The sequence below is a fragment of the Actinocorallia herbida genome (genome assembly GCF_003751225.1).
GTDB classification, from domain to species: Bacteria; Actinomycetota; Actinomycetes; order Streptosporangiales; family Streptosporangiaceae; genus Actinocorallia; species Actinocorallia herbida.
The window spans coordinates 4704072-4721548 of sequence record NZ_RJKE01000001.1 but is presented as its reverse complement, the minus strand read 5'-3'; the positions used below and the strand labels follow the sequence as shown (position 1 = coordinate 4721548).

General features: G+C 73.8%; 16 protein-coding genes. 8 read left to right on the top strand and 8 right to left on the bottom strand.

The features are described from left to right. Window positions 1–68 precede the first annotated feature (68 nt). A complete protein-coding gene (locus EDD29_RS21810; protein WP_123666195.1) occupies window positions 69–740 on the bottom strand; it encodes an EthD domain-containing protein in 672 nt (223 codons plus the stop codon). A gap of 257 nt (window positions 741–997) precedes the next feature. Between EDD29_RS21810 and EDD29_RS21805 the strand changes: the two genes are divergently transcribed. Continuing rightward, window positions 998–1843 carry a thioesterase family protein gene (locus EDD29_RS21805; RefSeq protein WP_123666194.1) on the top strand — a complete coding sequence of 282 codons (846 nt, stop codon included), beginning with the start codon at window positions 998–1000 and terminating at the stop codon, window positions 1841–1843. 248 nt (window positions 1844–2091) lie between these two features. Further along, on the top strand, window positions 2092–3435 hold the full coding sequence (locus tag EDD29_RS21800) for an MBL fold metallo-hydrolase (protein WP_123666193.1): 1344 nt from the start codon (window positions 2092–2094) through the stop codon (window positions 3433–3435). 45 nt (window positions 3436–3480) lie between these two features. Here the strand turns inward: EDD29_RS21800 and EDD29_RS21795 are convergent, their stop codons facing one another. From EDD29_RS21795 to EDD29_RS21785, 3 genes are all read right to left on the bottom strand, one after another. After that, window positions 3481–4566, bottom strand: a complete 1086-nt coding sequence (locus EDD29_RS21795; RefSeq protein ID WP_123666192.1) for a winged helix DNA-binding domain-containing protein — start codon at window positions 4564–4566, stop codon at window positions 3481–3483. 330 nt (window positions 4567–4896) lie between these two features. Further along, window positions 4897–6324 (bottom strand): rifampin monooxygenase, encoded by a 1428-nt coding sequence (rox, locus tag EDD29_RS21790; RefSeq protein ID WP_123666191.1) that lies wholly within the window; start codon window positions 6322–6324, stop codon window positions 4897–4899. A 189-nt stretch (window positions 6325–6513) separates the two neighbouring features. Continuing rightward, a complete protein-coding gene (locus EDD29_RS21785) occupies window positions 6514–6963 on the bottom strand; it encodes a winged helix-turn-helix transcriptional regulator (RefSeq protein ID WP_246052916.1) in 450 nt (149 codons plus the stop codon). Window positions 6964–7063: 100 nt separating this feature from the next. Between EDD29_RS21785 and EDD29_RS21780 the strand changes: the two genes are divergently transcribed. Continuing rightward, window positions 7064–8311, top strand: a complete 1248-nt coding sequence (locus EDD29_RS21780) for an MFS transporter (RefSeq protein WP_170201501.1) — start codon at window positions 7064–7066, stop codon at window positions 8309–8311. Window positions 8312–8354: 43 nt separating this feature from the next. Here EDD29_RS21780 and EDD29_RS21775 read toward each other — a convergent pair whose 3' ends face one another. Next, window positions 8355–9866 carry an alpha/beta hydrolase gene (locus EDD29_RS21775; RefSeq protein ID WP_123666188.1) on the bottom strand — a complete coding sequence of 504 codons (1512 nt, stop codon included), beginning with the start codon at window positions 9864–9866 and terminating at the stop codon, window positions 8355–8357. Window positions 9867–10002: 136 nt separating this feature from the next. Here EDD29_RS21775 and EDD29_RS21770 point away from each other — a divergent pair, with 136 nt between their 5' ends. The 3 genes from EDD29_RS21770 to EDD29_RS21760 all read left to right on the top strand — a co-directional run bounded on the left by EDD29_RS21770 (window position 10003) and on the right by EDD29_RS21760 (window position 12778). Continuing rightward, window positions 10003–11130, top strand: a complete 1128-nt coding sequence (locus EDD29_RS21770; protein ID WP_123666187.1) for a sensor histidine kinase — start codon at window positions 10003–10005, stop codon at window positions 11128–11130. A 16-nt stretch (window positions 11131–11146) separates the two neighbouring features. Further along, on the top strand, window positions 11147–11821 hold the full coding sequence (locus EDD29_RS21765) for a response regulator transcription factor (protein ID WP_123666186.1): 675 nt from the start codon (window positions 11147–11149) through the stop codon (window positions 11819–11821). Between the two features lie 354 nt (window positions 11822–12175). Further along, window positions 12176–12778: a tetratricopeptide repeat protein gene (locus EDD29_RS21760; RefSeq protein ID WP_170201500.1), complete on the top strand. Its 603-nt coding sequence runs from the start codon at window positions 12176–12178 to the stop codon at window positions 12776–12778. A gap of 193 nt (window positions 12779–12971) precedes the next feature. Here EDD29_RS21760 and EDD29_RS21755 read toward each other — a convergent pair whose 3' ends face one another. Further along, the gene (locus EDD29_RS21755) at window positions 12972–13898 is read right to left on the bottom strand and encodes an NmrA family NAD(P)-binding protein (protein ID WP_123666184.1); all 927 of its coding nucleotides are present in this window, start codon (window positions 13896–13898) and stop codon (window positions 12972–12974) included. A 108-nt stretch (window positions 13899–14006) separates the two neighbouring features. Here EDD29_RS21755 and EDD29_RS21750 point away from each other — a divergent pair, with 108 nt between their 5' ends. After that, on the top strand, window positions 14007–14747 hold the full coding sequence (locus EDD29_RS21750; RefSeq protein WP_123666183.1) for a TetR/AcrR family transcriptional regulator: 741 nt from the start codon (window positions 14007–14009) through the stop codon (window positions 14745–14747). A gap of 6 nt (window positions 14748–14753) precedes the next feature. Here the strand turns inward: EDD29_RS21750 and EDD29_RS21745 are convergent, their stop codons facing one another. Together EDD29_RS21745 and EDD29_RS21740 are read right to left on the bottom strand one after the other, a co-directional pair. Then, on the bottom strand, window positions 14754–15077 hold the full coding sequence (locus tag EDD29_RS21745) for an ArsR/SmtB family transcription factor (RefSeq protein WP_123666182.1): 324 nt from the start codon (window positions 15075–15077) through the stop codon (window positions 14754–14756). 91 nt (window positions 15078–15168) lie between these two features. After that, window positions 15169–16389: an MFS transporter gene (locus tag EDD29_RS21740; protein ID WP_123666181.1), complete on the bottom strand. Its 1221-nt coding sequence runs from the start codon at window positions 16387–16389 to the stop codon at window positions 15169–15171. 255 nt (window positions 16390–16644) lie between these two features. Here EDD29_RS21740 and EDD29_RS21735 point away from each other — a divergent pair, with 255 nt between their 5' ends. After that, window positions 16645–17448 (top strand): acyl-CoA thioesterase, encoded by an 804-nt coding sequence (locus EDD29_RS21735; RefSeq protein ID WP_123666180.1) that lies wholly within the window; start codon window positions 16645–16647, stop codon window positions 17446–17448. Window positions 17449–17477 lie beyond the last annotated feature (29 nt).

The following is a 17477-nucleotide window of genomic DNA, read 5'->3' as shown; positions in this document are numbered from 1 at the left end:
CGGTCGGGCGGCGGGCCTCTGCCGTCAGGACCCGGCGGCTCGCGCGGCCACCGGGTCCGCGCCGGGCGTCAGAGGGTCCAGGAGTAGCGGCTGGTGGGGACGAGGTCGAGTCCGTCGGTCGCGCCGAAGCGGGCCGAGCTGGACAGCAGCGCGTCGACGCGCCGCTCGAGTTCGGCCCGGTCGCCGCCGCTGCCGTAGAACGCGTGGGGGTCGGTCAGCGCGGCCATCGGGAAGTGCTCCTCCACGATCGCGGCGATCTCCGGCGACGTCGGCGTCAGCGCCTCCTCGACGATGTTCTGGATGTACGCCGAGGTGTTCTGCGTCCGGATGGCGATGGGCGTGTGGTGCACCAGCCAGTACGCCAGATACTCCTCCCGCGTCATCGAATCCGGCCTGCGCAGCACCGCGACCTGCGCGCACACGTCTGACCGCTCGCCGTCCCGCACCGGCGCCGGATCGAGCCGGACCCGTTCGGTCACGCGGTAGGCGTGCGGCTCCGGCTCGTCGGCCGCCTTGGCGACCGCCGCGACGACGGCTTCGGCGTCTCCGCCCGTCCAGACCGACACGAGCGCCGTGATCGCCACTCCCGGACCGAACCGGAGCGCGGGCTCCACCTCGGCGTCGTCGAGATTGACCTGGACGGCGGTCGCCCCGGCCGCCGTCAGCGCCTCCCGGAACGACGGCGCGCGCAGCCGCTCACCGAGGTCGCTCCCGTGCAACGCGAAGATCAGCTTCGTCACCGTGCCGCCCCCTCGTCCCGACCGCTCGCGGCACCGCGCCCACACGACCCAGCAAACCCAGACATGTCCCTCCTCGGGCCAGATGCCCGGAACCTAAGTCACCCATCGGTGATTGGCAAGAGAGGCGGGTGTTCCTCCTGATCACGTGCCATCCGGCCCGCGCGGGGCGGTGGAGCGGGCCTCCCGGTGGTCGTTCGCGGGTAAGGCCGGGGTTACGATCCCTCAGGTTCTTGTCGGGTTCTGGGGATGGGGCGGTCATGGGCGAGGAATTGCCGGGGGTCGGATTCGCCGCGCAGACGGCGGTGGCGGGCGATCCGGTGCGGCCCGGGCGGTATCTGGCGGCGTTCGGCGGGCAGTGGAACGCGCCAGTGGCGCCGCAGGGCGGTGTGGTGACGGCGGCGGCGGTGCGCGCGATGCGGTCGGAACTCGACGACCCGGCGATGGACCTGCGGTCGGTCTCGGTGATGTTCGCTGCGCGGGTCGAGGAGGGGCCCGCGGTCGTGGAGGCGAGCGTGCTGCGACGGGGCAGGTCGATGGCACAGGCGAGCGCTTCGCTGCGCTCGGAGGGCTCGGCGAACGGCCTCGTCGCGCAGGCGGTGTTCGGACGGGAACGCAGGGGCTTCTCCTTCACCGACCCGGACGCGCCGAAGGCCCCGCCCGTCGACGCATGCGTGGACGTGCGTGAGCTGATGGCGTCCCAGGGCGTGACGTTCGCGGTCCCCGTCATGGACCGGGTGGAAATGCGCGTGCCGAAGGCCCTGCAAGGTCGCGCCGGCGCAGGCGAGTCCGTCAGCTGGTTCCGGCTGGCCGAAGGCACACCGCTCCTCAACGGCTTCACGGACCCCCTGGCGTTCCTCCCGATCTGCGACATGATGGCGGGCGCGATCGGCCAGCGAACGGAAACCGCGGCCCGCCCGTACATCTCTCCCAGCTGCGACCTGACGGTCCACCTCGTCGGCCGCGCCACCTCCGAATGGCTCCTGGCCCGCTCCCGCGCCGTCCACGCCGCGGACGGCTACGTCTCGATCTCCCAAGACCTCTGGGACCCCGCGTCCGGCCTGGTCGCCCGCTCCACCCAAACAGCCTTCCTCGTCTTCCCCTGACCGGAGCGGACGCCCCCGGGTGTTGGGGGGCGTGCGGTGGGTCTCACCTGCGGTGATGGGTCGCGGTAGGGGGATGGGGCGTGATATTCATGTATTTCCTACCGGATGTGAAGATTTACTCTCGGGGTGGGTGGTCGCGGCCCCGGGGGTGGATGGGGAGATGGCATGGTGTTGTGGTTCGACCTTGAGCGGGTCTGCGCGGTGTGGCTCAGCGGGGAGCGCTGTTGTGGGGGAGAGGTGCTCGGAGCATGATCGAGATCGTTTCCCTCGAGACGGCGACGCTGGGCGACCGGAGTTATCTGGCGCATGACGGGTCGGTGGCCGCGGTGATCGATCCGCAGCGCGACATCGATCGGATGCAGCGGCTGGCGGCCGATCTCGGGGTCCGCGTCACGCACGTGTTCGAGACGCACCTCCACAACGACTACGTCACCGGCGGGCTCGCGCTGGCCGCCGAGGCCGGTGCCGAGTACCACGTGAACGCGGCCGACGCGGTGGCGTTCGATCGGGTGCCCGTCAAGGACGGGCTGGAGATCGCCGTCGGGGACATGACCGTGCGCGCGCTCGCGACGCCCGGCCACACGCACACCCACCTGTCGTACGTGCTGCACGCCGAAGGCTCGGACACCGCGGTGTTCACCGGAGGCTCCCTGCTCTACGGTTCCACGGGACGTCCCGACCTGCTCGGCCCCGAGCACACCGGCACCCTCGCGCGCGCGCAGTACGCGTCCGCCCACAGGCTCGCCGACGTGCTGCCGGAGAGTACCGTGATCTACCCGACGCACGGTTTCGGCAGCTTCTGCTCGGCGACCCAGAGCCGGGCCACGTCCTCCACCATCGGACGGGAGAAGCTGGCGAACCCGGTCCTCACCGAGACCGAGGAGCGCTACGTCGCCGAGCTCCTGGCCGGGCTCGACGCCTACCCCGCGTACTACGCGCGGATGGCCCCCGCCAACGCCGCGGGCCCGCAGGCCCCCGACCTCTCCGCGCCGCGCCGCGCCGACGCGCGCGAGATCCGCCGCCGCATCGCCGACGGCGAATGGGTCGTCGACCTGCGCACCCGCAAGGCCTTCGCCGCAGGTCATGTCGCGGGTACCCTCAACATCGGCCTGGACGGCCAGCTCGCCACCTACCTCGGCTGGCTCATCCCGTGGGGGACCCCGCTGACGCTGCTGGCCGAGACGCCCGCCGAGCTCGCCGCGGCCCAGCGCGAACTGGTGCGGATCGGGATCGACCGCCCTGCCGCCGCGAACGTCGGAACCCCCGAGGAGTGGTCGGACGGCAGCCCGCTCCGCGCCTACCCGACCGCCACTTTCGCCGACCTGGCGGCGGTCCTCCACCACCGTCACGTGCACGTCCTCGACGTCCGCCGCGACCTCGAATGGACCGCCTCCCACCTCCCGGGCGCCCTTCACATCCCGCTGGCCGAGCTGGCGGACCGTCTGGACGAGCTCCCCGACGGCGAGGTCTGGGTCCACTGCGCGGCCGGCTACCGGGCCGCCATCGCCGCCTCACTCCTGGACGCGGTCGGCCGCCCCGTCGTCGCCGTAGACGACGACTTCTCCAACGCCGCCGCATCCGGCCTCGTCTGACCCGTCGTACCGAAACCCGGGCGGGCCCGCCGGCCCGCCCGGCCGTCAGGGGAGAACCCGTGCCTCGGTGCTCGCGCCCTCGGACAGGAACGACGCCAGCGCGTGGCCTTCTTCGAGCACCGCGGCGCGTTCGGGACGGGAGAAGACCCGCAGGGGGCTGACGGCCACCGTGCCGGCCTCCACCGTCCAGGTCGCCGCGACCCGCCCGTCGACCAGGACGACCCGGGCTCCGGCGACCGACAGTCCGCGGTCCGCGTCGTCGATGATCCGCCCGCGGTCCTGGTAGCCGAGGATCGCGTTGTCGAACGCGGGCAGGAACCGCACCGGGGCCGGCGTCCCGGGATCGGGGCGCGGCGCGGCCGGCAGGTCCAGCAGTTCCCGGCCCCGCTCGTCGCGGAAGGAGACCAGTTCCCCGCGGATCGCCGACACCGCGGCGGGTAGCCCCGCGAGGCCGCACCAGGCCCGGAGGTCGGCCCCGGCGGCCGGGCCGAACGCCGCGAGATAGCGGCGCACCAGCGTCGCGCCCACCGGATCGCCGTCCTCCGCCGGCGGATCGGCCTCCCGGCCCGCCCAGGCGGAGAGCAGGCCGAGACGCACGCCCGCCTTGGTCCGCCACAGTCCGCGCGGCGGCAGCTGCACCACCGGGATCAGGGCGATCAGCATCTCGCCCAGCGCCCGGGGACCCGCGTGCGGCCAGCGTTCGGCCATCGCGCGGCCGAGTTCCGCCTGCGAGCGGGCCGTGCCGTCGGCCAGGACCGCCCGCCCCGCCGCCTCGAGTTCCGCGAGGTCGACCCCGGCCAGCTCGCTCCGGTAGACCCCGAAGACCCGCTGACGCAGCATGGCGTCGTGCCGGGACCGCCAGGCCAGCACGTCCTCGGTCGTCAGGAGATGGACCGTGCGGCGCATCAGATGGGTCCGCGCCACCCGTCGCCCGGCCAGCAGTTCCGACAGCACCCCCGGATCGAACCCGCGCAGCCGCGACCACAGCCCGACGAACGGCTCCTGCGGCTCCTGCGCCTGCAGCCCGCCCAGCCGCGCGACGGCCTCGGCGACCGGTACGTCCACCCGATCCAGCAGCAGCTGCCGGGCGAGCGTCGCCCGGTTGAGCGCCCGGCCGTCCAGCACGGTCATCGCAGTGTCTCCCCGCCTCGCGCCTCTTCACGACCAGGATCGCAGGAGAAGCGGACAACAAGCGTCCTCCTCCGCCCGGGGCGGCACAGAACGACAGCGAATGGTCTTTGGTGCGGTTTCGCCCTATCGGGTGGGGAGATCCGGTGAGGGTGCTCGACCTGCGAGAACACCGCGTGGAGGCCTACCTCCTCACCTGACACGCGCAGCCCGTCCCCGCCGGAACGCACCTTTGGCGGCGGGGATCTCGCCGTCTGATCCCCAGGTCACGGAGCCGCCGTCACCGAGGCCCGGCGGGAGCACGAGGACGGTGCGGCGGCTCCGTTCAGGGGGTCAGGTGGTCGGGGCGCCGAACCAGCGGGTGAGATGGGGCACGAGGTCCTGCCGGTCTTCGCCGGCCCAGGCGATGTGGCCGTCCGGGCGGAGCAGGACCGCGGGGGCCGGGAGGTCGGCGGTCGGGTCGAGGACGTGGTCGACCCGGTCGGTCCAGCCCGTCGCCGAGAGATGGCCGGTGCGGTCGACGAGCAGCCCGCGGCCATGGCGCGTCAGCTCGTAGAGGCGACCGTGCTTCAAGGGGACGTCGCGCAGGCGGCGGCCCAGGAAGTCGGGGCCTTCGCCGAAGTCGTAGCGGACGTTGAGCGCGGTGATCATGCCGGTGATGTGGCGGTTGACCTCAGGCAGGTCCATCAGGTCGGAGAGCAGTCCCCGCAGGGCGGTCGGGCCCGGCTCGGTGCCCAGCAGCGTCATCTGGGCGCGGGTGCTGCTGAGGACGGCGGCGGCCACAGGGTGCCGCTCGGCCTCATAGGTGTCCAGCAGGCCCTCCGGCGCCCAGCCCGCCACCTCGGCGGCGAGCTTCCAGCCGAGGTTGAACGCGTCCTGGACGCCGATGTTGAGGCCCTGCCCGCCGGTCGGCGGGTGGACGTGCGCGGCGTCGCCGGCCAGCAGCACCCGGCCCACCCGGTAGCGCTCGGCCTGCCGGGTGGCGTCGCCGAAGCGGGACAGCCAGCGCGGCGAGTGCACGCCGAAGTCCGTGCCCGCCCACGCGCGCAACTGCCGCTTGAACTCCTCGAGCGTGGGCTCGGCGGTGCGGTCCTCGGCCACCCCGTCGGCCGGCACGCCGATCCGGTAGATGCCGTTGGCGTCGGGGGTCGCGCCGAACCGCAGCTGCGTCTCGCGGACCTTCGCGACGGCGGCGGCGATCGACTCCGGATCCTCGGTCGCCTCCATCTCGCCCAGCAGGGTCTCGACCGTGGAGGGCTCGCCGGGGAAGCCGACGCCCAGCAGCTTGCGGACCGTGCTGCGCCCGCCGTCGCACCCCACGAGGTACCGCGATCGCAGGCGGGTGCCGTCGGCGAGCTCGACGTCCACCCCGTCGGCGTCCTGGACCAGCCCGACGACCTCCCGGCCGCGCCGGATCTCGGTGCCGAGCTCCAGGGCGCGCTCCTCCAGCAGCCGCTCGGTCACCGGCTGCGGCGTGGCGACGCCGAACGGATGGGCGGTGTCCATCCCGTCCGGCCACGGCTTGATGATCCCGCCGAACAGCCCGCCGACCTGGAACTTCTCGCTGACGGCAAGGAACCGCCCGAGCAGGCCGCGCTGGTCCATCACCTCGACGCTGCGCGCGTGCAGGCCCTGCCCGCGCGACTGCCCCGTCGGCTCGGTCAGCCGCTCCAGCACGACCACCCGCACCTCGTGCAGCCGCAGTTCGCAGGCGAGCATCAGGCCCACCGGCCCGCCACCGGCGATGATCACGTCGATCACGCGTATCCCCCATTCACCGAAGTCCCGTCGCGGCCGGTCCGCGCGGGTCCCGGCCACGGCCGCCGATTCTGCATCACGCCAGGGGTCTTGCCGCAAGCCCCGGGGTCCGCTATAAGTTAGGAGTGGCGGGGAGTATCGGTACTCCCCGTTTTCGCGTTTCCGGCCCCACCGGCGCGGGCCGGGCCCGGATCACCGATCTGTGATCTTGTGGACGGCGGTGTCGCCGGGGTCCAGCCGTCGCCCGTCCTCGGCCCGCACTTCCAGCGCGCGGAGCCGGCGTCCGTCGCGGCGGTCGACCAGCTCCGAGTGCGCCTCGCCGGGGGCGAAGAAGTTCTGCTCGCCCCACTGCCGCAGCGCCACGATGACGGGAAAGAGCGCCTCGCCCTTCGGCGTCAGCGCGTACTCGCGGTAGGCGCTGCCGTCCGACGCGGGAACGGATGCGAGGACACCTCCGGCGACCAGGGCGCGCAGTCGCGCGGTGAGGATGTTCTTCGCCACGCCGAGGCTGCGCTGGAACTCACCGAAGCGGCGGCTCCCGTCGAAGGCGTCCCGCACGATCAGCAGGGACCACCAATCGCCGATCGCGTCCACCGATCGGGCGACGGGGCAGTCGCTGTCGTCGAACCGCGTCCTGGTCACCACGGCGTCCCTCACTTCCACAGGCGGTTGCAACATGCTACCAAATCGGGCTACCGTCCCTATTGGTAGCAAGTTAAAACCAGTTAAGCGGGGGATGCCGATGCCCGGCAACGGTGAGATCACGACGGCACGGACCGGGGTCCGCGCCGGGGACGGGCCCGCGTTCGTCCTGTCCCGCGGTGTCGTCCTGCTGTTCGCCGTCGCCTGCGGGGCCGCGGTGGCCAACGTCTACTTCGCCCAGCCGCTCCTGGTGACGATGGGCCGCGACCTCGCCATGAGCCCGGCACTCGTCGGCGGCGTGGTCGCACTCACGCAGGTCGGATACGGGCTGGGACTCTTCTTCCTCGTGCCGCTGGGGGACGTGACAGACCGCAGAAGGCTCATCGTCGCCCAGTTGCTGCTCCTGGTGGTGGCACTGGCCGTGGTGGCCGCCGCCCGCACGGCGGTGATCCTGCTCGCGGGCATGGCCGCGATGGGGTTGCTCGCGGTCGTCACACAGACGCTGGTGGCCTTCGCGGCGTCACTGGCCCCTCCCGCCGGGCGCGGACGGGTCGTCGGCCTCGTCACCGGCGGCGTGGTCATCGGCATCCTGGTCGCGCGCACCGCGTCCGGCGTCATCGCCGACCTCGCGGGCTGGCGCTCGGTCTATCTCGCCTCGGCGGCGCTCACCGCCGTGCTCGCCCTGGTCCTGCACCGGGTGCTGCCACGGCACACCGACGTTCCGCAGCCGGCTCTGCGCTACGGACGGCTCCTGCGCTCCACGATCACACTGTTCGCGCGGGAACGGCCGCTGCGGCTCCGGGCCCTGTTCGGGCTGCTGATCTTCGCCGCTTTCAGCACCCTGTGGAGCGGCGTCGCGCTGCCGCTCAGCGAGGCCCCGTACTTCCTGTCCCACAGCGCGATCGGGGCGCTGGGGCTGATCGGGGTCGCGGGCGCCCTCGCCGCGACCGTGGCGGGGCGGCTGAACGACCGCGGGCTCTCCCGCCGGACCACCGGCGTCGCCCTGGCCCTGCTCGCCGCCTCGTGGCTGCCCCTGGCCTTCACCCGCAGCTCGCTCTGGGCCCTGGTCGCCGGGGTGATCCTGCTCGACCTCGCCGTGCAGGCGGTCCACGTCACCAACCAGACCCTGATCCACGCGCTGCACCCGGACGCGGGCAGCCGGCTGATCGGCGGTTACATGGTCTTCTACTCGGTCGGCAGCGCCACCGGCGCCCTCGCCGCGACCTCCCTCTACACGGTGGCCGGCTGGGGCGCCGTCTGCGCGCTGGGCGCCGCGTTCAGCTGCCTCGGGCTCGCCCTGTGGGCGTTCACGCGAGACGACGCCCCGGACCCGTCCGCTCGTTCTTGAGGCGCGAGGCCGCGACGGGGTGTCGCGGCCTCGGGGTGGTGGGTCAGGGGTGGCAGACCGGGTCGGCGGCGGGGAGGGCGCCGGTGGCGAGGTAGGCGTTGACCTCGGCGTCGACGCAGGGGTCGCCGTATTCGCCGTAGATGCCATGGGCGGTGGCGCCGCGCAGGGTGAGCAGGCGGGAGCCGGTCAGCGCGCGGTGCATGGCCTCGCTGCCCTCGTAGGTGGTGGCGGTGTCGCCGGTGGCGGCCACGATCAGCGCGGGGGTGGAGTTGCCGACGCGGGTGAGCCGCTCGCGTGGCTCGCTCGGCCAGAAGGCGCAGGGCCAGATGTTGTTCTTGAGCGGGCCGAAGAGGGGGTGGCGCGCGCGGCTGCGCTGGACGTCGGCCCAATAGGTGTCGGGGTCGCGGGGCGCGGCGCGGTCGCCGCAGGTGATCGCGGCGGCCGGGCCGGCGAGCGGGGAACCGGCGCTGGTCAGGACGAACGTGAGGAGCCCGTCGAGTTCGGGGCCGGGGTCGGCGGGGCGGCCGTGCGCCGCCTCGTTCAGCGTCCGGACGGTGGAGGCGAACTCCGCGCGGGCCGCGGGCCGGTCGTCTCCTGACCCGACGGACAGCAGGTACGGGACGGTCTGGTCGTCCACCTCGTACGGTCCGACGCGCAGCGGGCGGTCCTCCGCGGCGGCGACGATCCCCTTCACGGTGGCGAGCACGCCCGCGCGGGTGGTGCCGAGGCCGTAGGTGTCGTGCCGTGCCGCGGCCCACGCCGCCCAGCCGCGTAGCGCGCGTTCCGCCTCGTCCTCGGTGCCCTGCGTCGCCCTGGGGCCCCATTTGGCCGGGTCGCCCGCGCTGTCCAGCACCACGCGGTCGGTGCGGCCGGGGAACATCTGGGTGTAGACCGCGCCCAGGTAACTGCCGTAGGAGTAGCCGAGGTAGGAGATCCGGCGCTCCCCGAGCGCGGCGCGCACGAGGTCGATGTCGCGGGCCGTGTCGCGGGTGTTGGCGTAAGGGAGCACGTCGGCGTTGCGCTGGGCGCACCGCTCGGCCAGGTCGCGCTGGACGTCCGCCTGGTGCTCGAACCGGGCGCGGGTCGCGCCCGCCGAGCGGAGCCACAGGCCGATGGGCCAGCCGCAGTCGAGCGGGGTGCTGCGCCCGACGAAGCGCGGGTCGAGCCCGATGAGGTCATAGCGGGCGGCGACGTCCCGCATCGCCGCGCGCACCCGCAGGGGCATGCCCAGCGTGGGCTCGCCTGGGCCGCCGCTGTTGAGGACCATGGCGCCGACACGATGGGCGCGGTCGGTGGCGGGGAGGCGGGACAGCGCGAGCCTGATGGTGCGGCCGTCGGGCCTGGTGTGGTCGAGGGGGACGGCGAGCTCCGCGCACTGCGCGCCCGCCTGATCGAGCTCCCGGCCGACGGCGTCGTCGGGGCCTTGGGCGCAGGGCCTCCAGTCGAGCGGTGCGGGCGTGTCGGCTCTGGCCAGCGGCGCGACCGCGGCGGACAGGGCGATCAGGGCGAGGGCCGGTACCAGGCGTCTGCGGATCCGTGCGGGTTTCGGTTGCATGGTCGAGGACGCTAGATCGGCGGGACGCCCGGCACGATACAGCCGGCCGCAGGCGCGTTGGTACAGCCCGCTGTAGTGCCCGACGGGGACGGGCGGCGGATAATCATCGCATTACCGGCGTCGTGAGGAGGTGCCCGTGCGTTCCCGTGTGTTCTCCGGCTCGGCCTATCTGCTGGGCACGCTGGCGACGGCCGTGGGCACGGTGCTCGCGGTGCCGGTGCTGCTCGCGCCACCGGCCGCGCGGGGCTGGGCTGACCTGCACCGTCGGCGGGCCGCAGGGCTGCTCGGCGTTCCGGTCGGCGGGCGACGGGCCGGGCGGTGGGATCTCCTCTGGGCCCTCGCGCACGTCGCCGTCGGGTTCCCGTTCGGACTCGTGGCGCTGCTGTGCCTGGGCAACATCCTGGTCGCCGCGGTGGCGCTGCCCCTGTGGTGGGCGTTTCCGCCCGACGCGCGGCCCACCCTGTTCTCGTTCTTCGACGTCCAGGTGGGCGACTGGCCGACCGCGCTGGTCGGTGGCTCCGTCCAGATCGCCGTCCTCGGCGCGGTGGCCTGGTGGGTGCTCCCGGTGCTGGCTCGGCTCCACGCGCGGCTCTGCCTGGCGCTGCTCGCGCGGTCGGCCCGCGAGCGGCTCACCGAGCGGGTCGACGTGCTGACCAGGAGCCGGGTCGGCGTCGTCGACGCCCACGGCAGGGAGCTCCAGCGGATCGAACGCGATCTGCACGACGGGACGCAGGCGCGCCTGGTGGCCATCGCGATGCAGCTGGGCATCGCCAGGGAGTCGCTCGCCGACGATCCGGACACGGCGGCGACGCTGATCCGGCAGGCGCACGAGACGACGGAGGAGGCGATGGCCGAACTCCGCGCGGTGCTCCAGACGATCTACCCGCCGATCCTCGCCGACCGCGGGCTCGACGGGGCGCTGACGGCGCTGGCCGCCCGGTCGGGCGTGCCGGTCCACCTCGACCTCACCGACCTGGGCGCGCTCCCGGCGAGCGTCGAGGCGGTGTCCTACTACGTGATCGCCGAGGCGCTGACGAACGTGGCCAAGCACTCGGCCGCCGCGCGGGCCGTCCTCCGGGTCGCGCGCGCCGACGGCGTGCTGTCCATCGAGGTCACCGACGACGGGCGCGGCGGAGCCGACGAGGCACGAGGCACCGGGATCACCGGGATCCGCCGACGGGTCGCCGCCCTGGACGGCGAGGTCCGTCTCGACAGCCCGCCGGGCGGCCCGACCACGCTCACCGTCCGGATGCCGTGCGCCTAGAGATCGAGGAGTTCCCGTGCGGGTCGTGATCGCCGAGGACAACGTCCTGCTGTCCAGCGGCCTCGAGCTGCTGCTGGCGGCGAAGGGCTGCGACGTCGTGGCGGTCGTCACCGACGGCGAGGCGTTCCTCGCCGCGGTCGCCGCGCACCGCCCCGACGTCGCCATCGTCGACGTGCGGCTGCCGCCGTCGTTCCGCGACGAGGGGATCCACGCCGCGCTGCGGGCCCGCCGCGAGCACGGCGCGCTGCCCATCCTCGTGCTGTCGCAGTACGTCGAGCGCGAGTACGCCGGCGAGCTCCTCTCCGACGGCCGCGGCGGCATCGGCTACCTCCTCAAGGACCGCGTCGGCCGGGTCGCCGAGTTCGTCGACGCCCTGCGCCGCGTCGCGGCCGGCGGCACCGCGATGGACCCGGAAGTCGTCGCCCAGCTCCTCACCCGCCGCACCGGCGACCCCCTCGACGCCCTCACCCCCCGCGAGCGCGAGTCCCTCGCCCTCATGGCCGAGGGCCACGACAACACCACCATCGCCGCCCGGATGCGCATCTCCGACAACGCCGTCCACAAGCACATAGGCAACATCTTCCTCAAGCTCGGCCTCGCCCCCGCAGACTCCGGCCACCGCCGAGTCCAGGCGGTCCTCACCTACCTGAACGGCACACCGGCCCTCGGACGCCCCGGAGACCCCCGCTGAGGCGACCATGACGTCGCCCGGGCCGGTACCCGGCTCGGCGGCGTGCCCGGTGATGCGGATGCGCGGTCGGATCCCGGGCCTCGCCGGTAGCCGCGATCGGCGCGTGCGCACCGGCGGGCTCGGCCTCGGTTCCGGGGCTCTGGAGCTGCGGCGAGGCGCGATGGGGCCGGATGGTTCGCCGTCTGAGGTGGGAGAGAATGAGGAGGTGAGGGTTTTGATGGGTGGGCGTGGGACGGGTTCCACGCTCAGGTGGGGGAGGGGCCAGTGAGCGGGGACGGGGCGGAGGGGTTCGAGGTGGCTCGGGGGCTTGCCGGGCGGGGGGACGTGCGGGGGGCTTGTGCGGCGTACGCGCGGGTGATCGCGTCCGGGGATGTCGAGTACGGGCCCAGGGCGGCGGTCGATCTCGGGCAGTTGCTGGCGGAGTGGGATCAAGCGGACGACGCGCGGGCGGCCTTCGCCCAGGCGATGGAGTCAGGGCATGCCGAGCAGGGGCCGCGTGCGGCGGTGCACCTGGCGCAGCTGCTCGAACGGGAAGGCGACGCGGACGGGGCGCGGGACGCCTACGAGAGGGCGATCGGCTCCGGGCATCGCGAGCACGGGCCGAAAGCCGCCTTCGACCTGGGTGTGCTGCTCGGCGCCGCGGGCGACGTCGCCGGTGCGCGGGCCGCCTACGCGCGCGCGATGGACTCCGCCCATCCCGAGCACGCTCCCGCGGCCGCCTTCAATCTGGGGCTGCTCCTGGCCCGCCGAGGCGACGTGCCGGGCGCGCGTGCGGCCTATGAGCGGGCGATCTCGTCCGGCCACGCGGACCACGCCGCCCGAGCGGGCTTCGCCCTCGGCGTCCTGCTCAAGCGCGACGGCGACCCGGAAGGGGCCCGCGCCGCCTTCGATCGGGTCATCGAGTCCGGCCACACCCTCGCCGCAGAGGCGTCCCGCCAGCGGACGTCGTTGGACTGAGACCCGTCCGCGCGCGGGACGGCCTTCGTCCGGCGGAGATCGCTGTACCGAGGCCGTCCACGCGCCGGATCGTCCTTGCGCGGCCGACGTGCCGGGCCGAGGCCCGTCCCCGTCCCCGTCCCACACGCGGGACGGTCTGCGGTGGTGGCCGAGACGAGGCCCGTTCACGTCGGCCGGGCGCGGCCTGCCGGGGTCAGGCGGTCAGGTGGGTGCGGAGGGTGGCGGCGGCGCCTTCGGCCAGCCAGTCGGCGAGGGTGCGGAGGCCGGGGTGGATGACGCGGAGGGCCTCGATGTCGGCGTGCCAGCGCTGCCCGGCGGCCCAGCGGCGGCGGACCTCGGCGATCTCCGGGAGCAGCGCGGCCGCCTCCTCGTGGGTGAACTGCTCGTAGCGCAGCGTGGTTCCGGTCGCGGCGGCGATCGCGGCGACGGCGTCGACCGGGGCCGGGTCGTCGCCCGCGAGTTCCAGGGTGCGTCCGGCGAAGCGGTCGGGCTGCTCGAAGGCGAGTGCGGCGAACTCGGCGATGTCCTCCAGGGCGATGATCTGGAGGGGCTGGTCCGGCGGGAACAGGTGCCGGTGGACGCCGCCGACGAACCCGTCCAGGCCGATGTGGGAGACCCCGAGGTAGTTCGTCATGAACCGCACCGGGCGGAGCACGGTCACCAGCGGGACGTTCTCGTGCAGGTACTCCTCGATGCGGCGCTTTCCCGAGGCCGCGAGCGAGTCGCCGGAGGTCGAGGCGACGCCGGTGAAGACCACCTGCCGGAGGCCCGCGGCCACCGCCGCGTCGGTCAGGGCCCGGCCGCGGGCGAACTCGAGTTCCTCGTCGCTGCCCGCCGGCCCGAAGGCGACCGGAGGCACGGTGAACAGGGCGGTGGCCCCCTCCAGCGCGGGCACCAGGCTCGCCGGATCGTCGAAGTCCGCGAGGGCGAGTTCGGCGCCCGCGTCCGCGAGCGCCGCGGCGGCGGGCGCGGACTTGTCCCGGACCAGCGCGCGCACCGGCCGGCCCGCGGCCAGCAGGCGGCGTGCCGTCGCGCCGCCCTGCTTGCCGGTCGCGCCGGTCACGGCGACGGGTCCATCGGCGGCCGGTCCGGTGCCGGAACGGGTGGGTTCGGTGGTCATGTCGTCCTCCCTGTTCCCCGGAGGCCGGTTGCCATGATGGGTGTGTGATCCCGGGGATATCTGGAATACTCCAACCCGGTTGATCCGGCGCTCAAGGGGTTTCGTGACATGACCGAACCGTCCATCGGCGGTGACCGGGCCGACGCCCGCCGCAACCGGGCCAGGGTGCTGTCCGTCGCGGGCGCGGTGTTCGCCGAACAGGGCCTCGAGGTCCCGCTCGGCGAGATCGCGCGCCGGGCCGGCGTCGGCGCGGGCACCGTGTACCGGCACTTTCCCAGTAAGAACGCCCTGCTCGAAGCGGTGTTCGCCCAGCATCTGCACGACCTGGTCGCCATCGGCGAGCGGCGGACGGCCACCTCCGCGCCCACCGAGGCGTTCTTCGGGTTCCTGCTGGACGTCGTCGAGGGCTCGTACGGGCGCAGCCACATCTGCGATGTCCTCGCCGCAGACGCGAGCTGGCCGCAGCCGATGCTCACCGCGGCCAGGCTGCGTTTCCACCAGGTCATGACCGCGCTGCTCCGGGCGGCGCAGCGAGCCGGCGGCGTCCGCGCGGACCTCGGTCCCGAGGACGTCGGCGCGCTCGCCATCGGGTGCGGCGCGATCCTCGCCGCCCGGCGGGACAGGGCGGCGGGCCGCAGGCTCGTCCAGTTGGCCCTGGACGGCCTGCGCCCGCCCGACGCTGTCACGGAACCCTCGGTCTTTCGTGACAATCTCGGGGTGCTCGGGGAGACCGTCACGCCCTGCGCGGAGTGCGGGGTCGACTTCCCGGTCCGGCCCACCGGCCGCCGCGCCCGCTACTGCGGCGCGGCCTGTCGGCAGCGGGCCCACCGTCGGCGTGTCGCGGGCTGAGTCCCGTCAGCCCGGCGTCGCGGCGGCGAGCGCGGGGATCTGGACGGCGTCGAGCAGGCCGGGGAAGCGCGCGTCGAGGTCCTCGCGGCGGAGCCGGATGACGCGGGTGGTGCCGCGGACCTCGGTGTGCACCAGACCGGACTCGCGCAGCACCTTCAGATGGTGCGAGAGCGTCGACTTGGCGATCGGGTACGCCAACTGGCCGCACAACAGGGGTCCCTCGACGTTGAGGCGGGCGGCGACGTCGCGGCGAAGGGGATCGCTGAGCGCGTGCAGCACCTGGTCAAGGGAGATCTCCGCCCGGTCGGGGTGGAAGAGCGGGGCCCGCATGGGCGCCTCCTCGTCGGGGTCCGGCGCGGCGTCCGGGATCTCCGGCCGCCGTGCGCTCGGACTCCTACGTTAGGGGAAAAAGCCGCATCGCTCACGCGGTCGCCGGGTCGGCCCGGAACAGTCCGGAGGCCGCGAAGACGGCGGTCGAGGTCAGCAGCGTCACGACCGTGAACCCGGCGACGCCGTAGAACCCGTCGAGGCCGGTGATGAGCAGCCCGCAGAGCGCCGCGCCGACGGTAGTCCCGCCGTACATCACCGCGTTGGCGAGCGACGCGACGGTGCCCCGGGCGTCGCCCGCCTCCTGCTGGAGCAGGGTCATGACGACCGGGAACATGAACCCGACCCCGCCGACGATCAGGGACAGCAGGACGAGCGCCGTGGCCAGGTTCGGCGCGAAGGGCAGCGCGCAGAAGAGGGCGACCGAGACGGCGAGGCCGAGCAGGAGCGCGCGGCGCGGCCCGAACCGTCCGGCGACGCGGCCGGTGAGCAGCGAGCCCCCCACGTTGCCCGCGCCCAGCGCCACCATCGCGGCGCTCAGCGAGCCCGTGCTCAGCCCGAAGTCGCGGGTGAGCCAGGTGCCGACGAAGGAGAAGGAGCCGAGGTTGCCCGCCTGGAAGACGAAGTAGCCCAGAAGGAACAGCGCGAGCCTGCGCCTGCCGAGGATCGCGGCGTACAGGCGCGGCGTCGCGCGGAGCCCGCCCGCGGCGCCGGGGGCCGCCGGGACCGACGGGAACATCCGCAGCAGCACGAGCCAGACGACGAGCGCGACCGCGCCGACCGTCCAGAAGGACAGCCGCCAGGAGACCGTCGCGAGCCAGCCGCCCAGGGGGATGCCCGCGCACTGCGCGGTCGACAGGCCCGCCGTCGCCAGCCCCATCGTGCGCACGATCCGGCCGGGCGGCACCAGCGCGGGGATCGACGCCCAGATCTGCGGGGAGACGAACGCGGCGGCGGCCCCGGCCAGGAACCGGAACGCCACCATCGACCAGAAGCCCGTGGCGCATCCGCACAGCGCGGTCGCGGCGCTGAAGGCCAGCAGTCCCGACAGCAGCACGCGCCGCCGGTCGCGGCGGTCCGACAGGGGGCCCGCGACGAGGGCGAGCAGCGCGTACCCGAGCGCGTAACCGCTCACCATCCACCCCGACACCTCCGTGGAGACGCCGAAGGAGCGCGTGAGGTCGGGCAGCAGGGGCGCGACGAGGAAGGTGTCGGTGCCGATCACGAACATCGTCGTGAATCCGACGAGGCCGATCCGGCTGGGAGGGGGATGCGCGGACGGCGCCACGGGTCGGTCCACGGAGACTTTCGCCATGCGAGGGGGTCCTGTTCGTTGTTCGTCGAATATCGAACTAGCGCGGTGATCGTAACAGCGCCGGCGCCGCGGGCACAGGGGAAATGGGGAACGGGGCGGGGCCTCGACGTCGCCGTGGCGTCGTGTGCGTCCGGGCCTCGGAGTCCTCCCGTCCGCGGCTTCCGGGAAGGCCGGATGCGGCCGCGCGATCGGTTCGTGCTACTGCTTGTGTCGATCCCGGCCGCGGCGTCGCGGTCGTGACGGAAGGAGGTCCGGGTGGCGGACGAACTGGGCTTCGGCGAGACCCTGCGGCTCGAGCGGCTGGAGGCCGACCTGTTCCGGGGGCACTGCCATGCCGGATCGCCGCAGCGCGCGTTCGGCGGGCAGGTCGCCGCGCAGGCGCTGGTCGCGGCGGGCGGCACCGTGCCGGACGACAGGTTCGTCCACTCGCTGCACGGCTACTTCATCCGCGGCGGACGCAGCGACCAGCCGATCGTCTACAGCGTCGACCGGGTCCGCGACGGCCGGAGCTTCACCACCCGGCGCGTCGTCGCCGTCCAGGACGGCAAAGCGATCTTCGGCCTCTCCGCCTCCTTCCACGGCGAGGAGTCGGGCCCCACCCACCAGAAGCCCATGCCGGAGACGGTGCCGCCGGAGGACGCCGAACCCGCTCCCGACCGGTGGAGCGCCTACGCGGGCTCCCTGGAGATCCGTTTCAACGACGTCTCCTCCGCCGCCGACCTCCCGCGCCGCCAGATCTGGGTGCGCTCCCGCCACCCCCTCGGCGACGACCACCTCCGCAACGTCTGCGCCCTCACCTACACCTCCGACATCGGCCTCGCCGGCACCGCCTTCCTCGGCCGCCTGAACCCCCGCAACCCCTTCCAGCTCTCCTCCCTCGACCACGCCGTCTGGTTCCACCGCCCGTTCTCCCTGGACGACTGGCTCCTCTTCGACACCGAAAGCCCCAATTACGCCAGCACCCGGGGCCTGGCCCACGGCACCTTCTACACCCGCTCCGGCACCCTCGTCGCCTCCGTGACCCAAGAGGTCCTCATCCGGCCTCTGCCGCGCGACTAGCCCACGGGGTGCGGTTGTCGCGCGGGCCG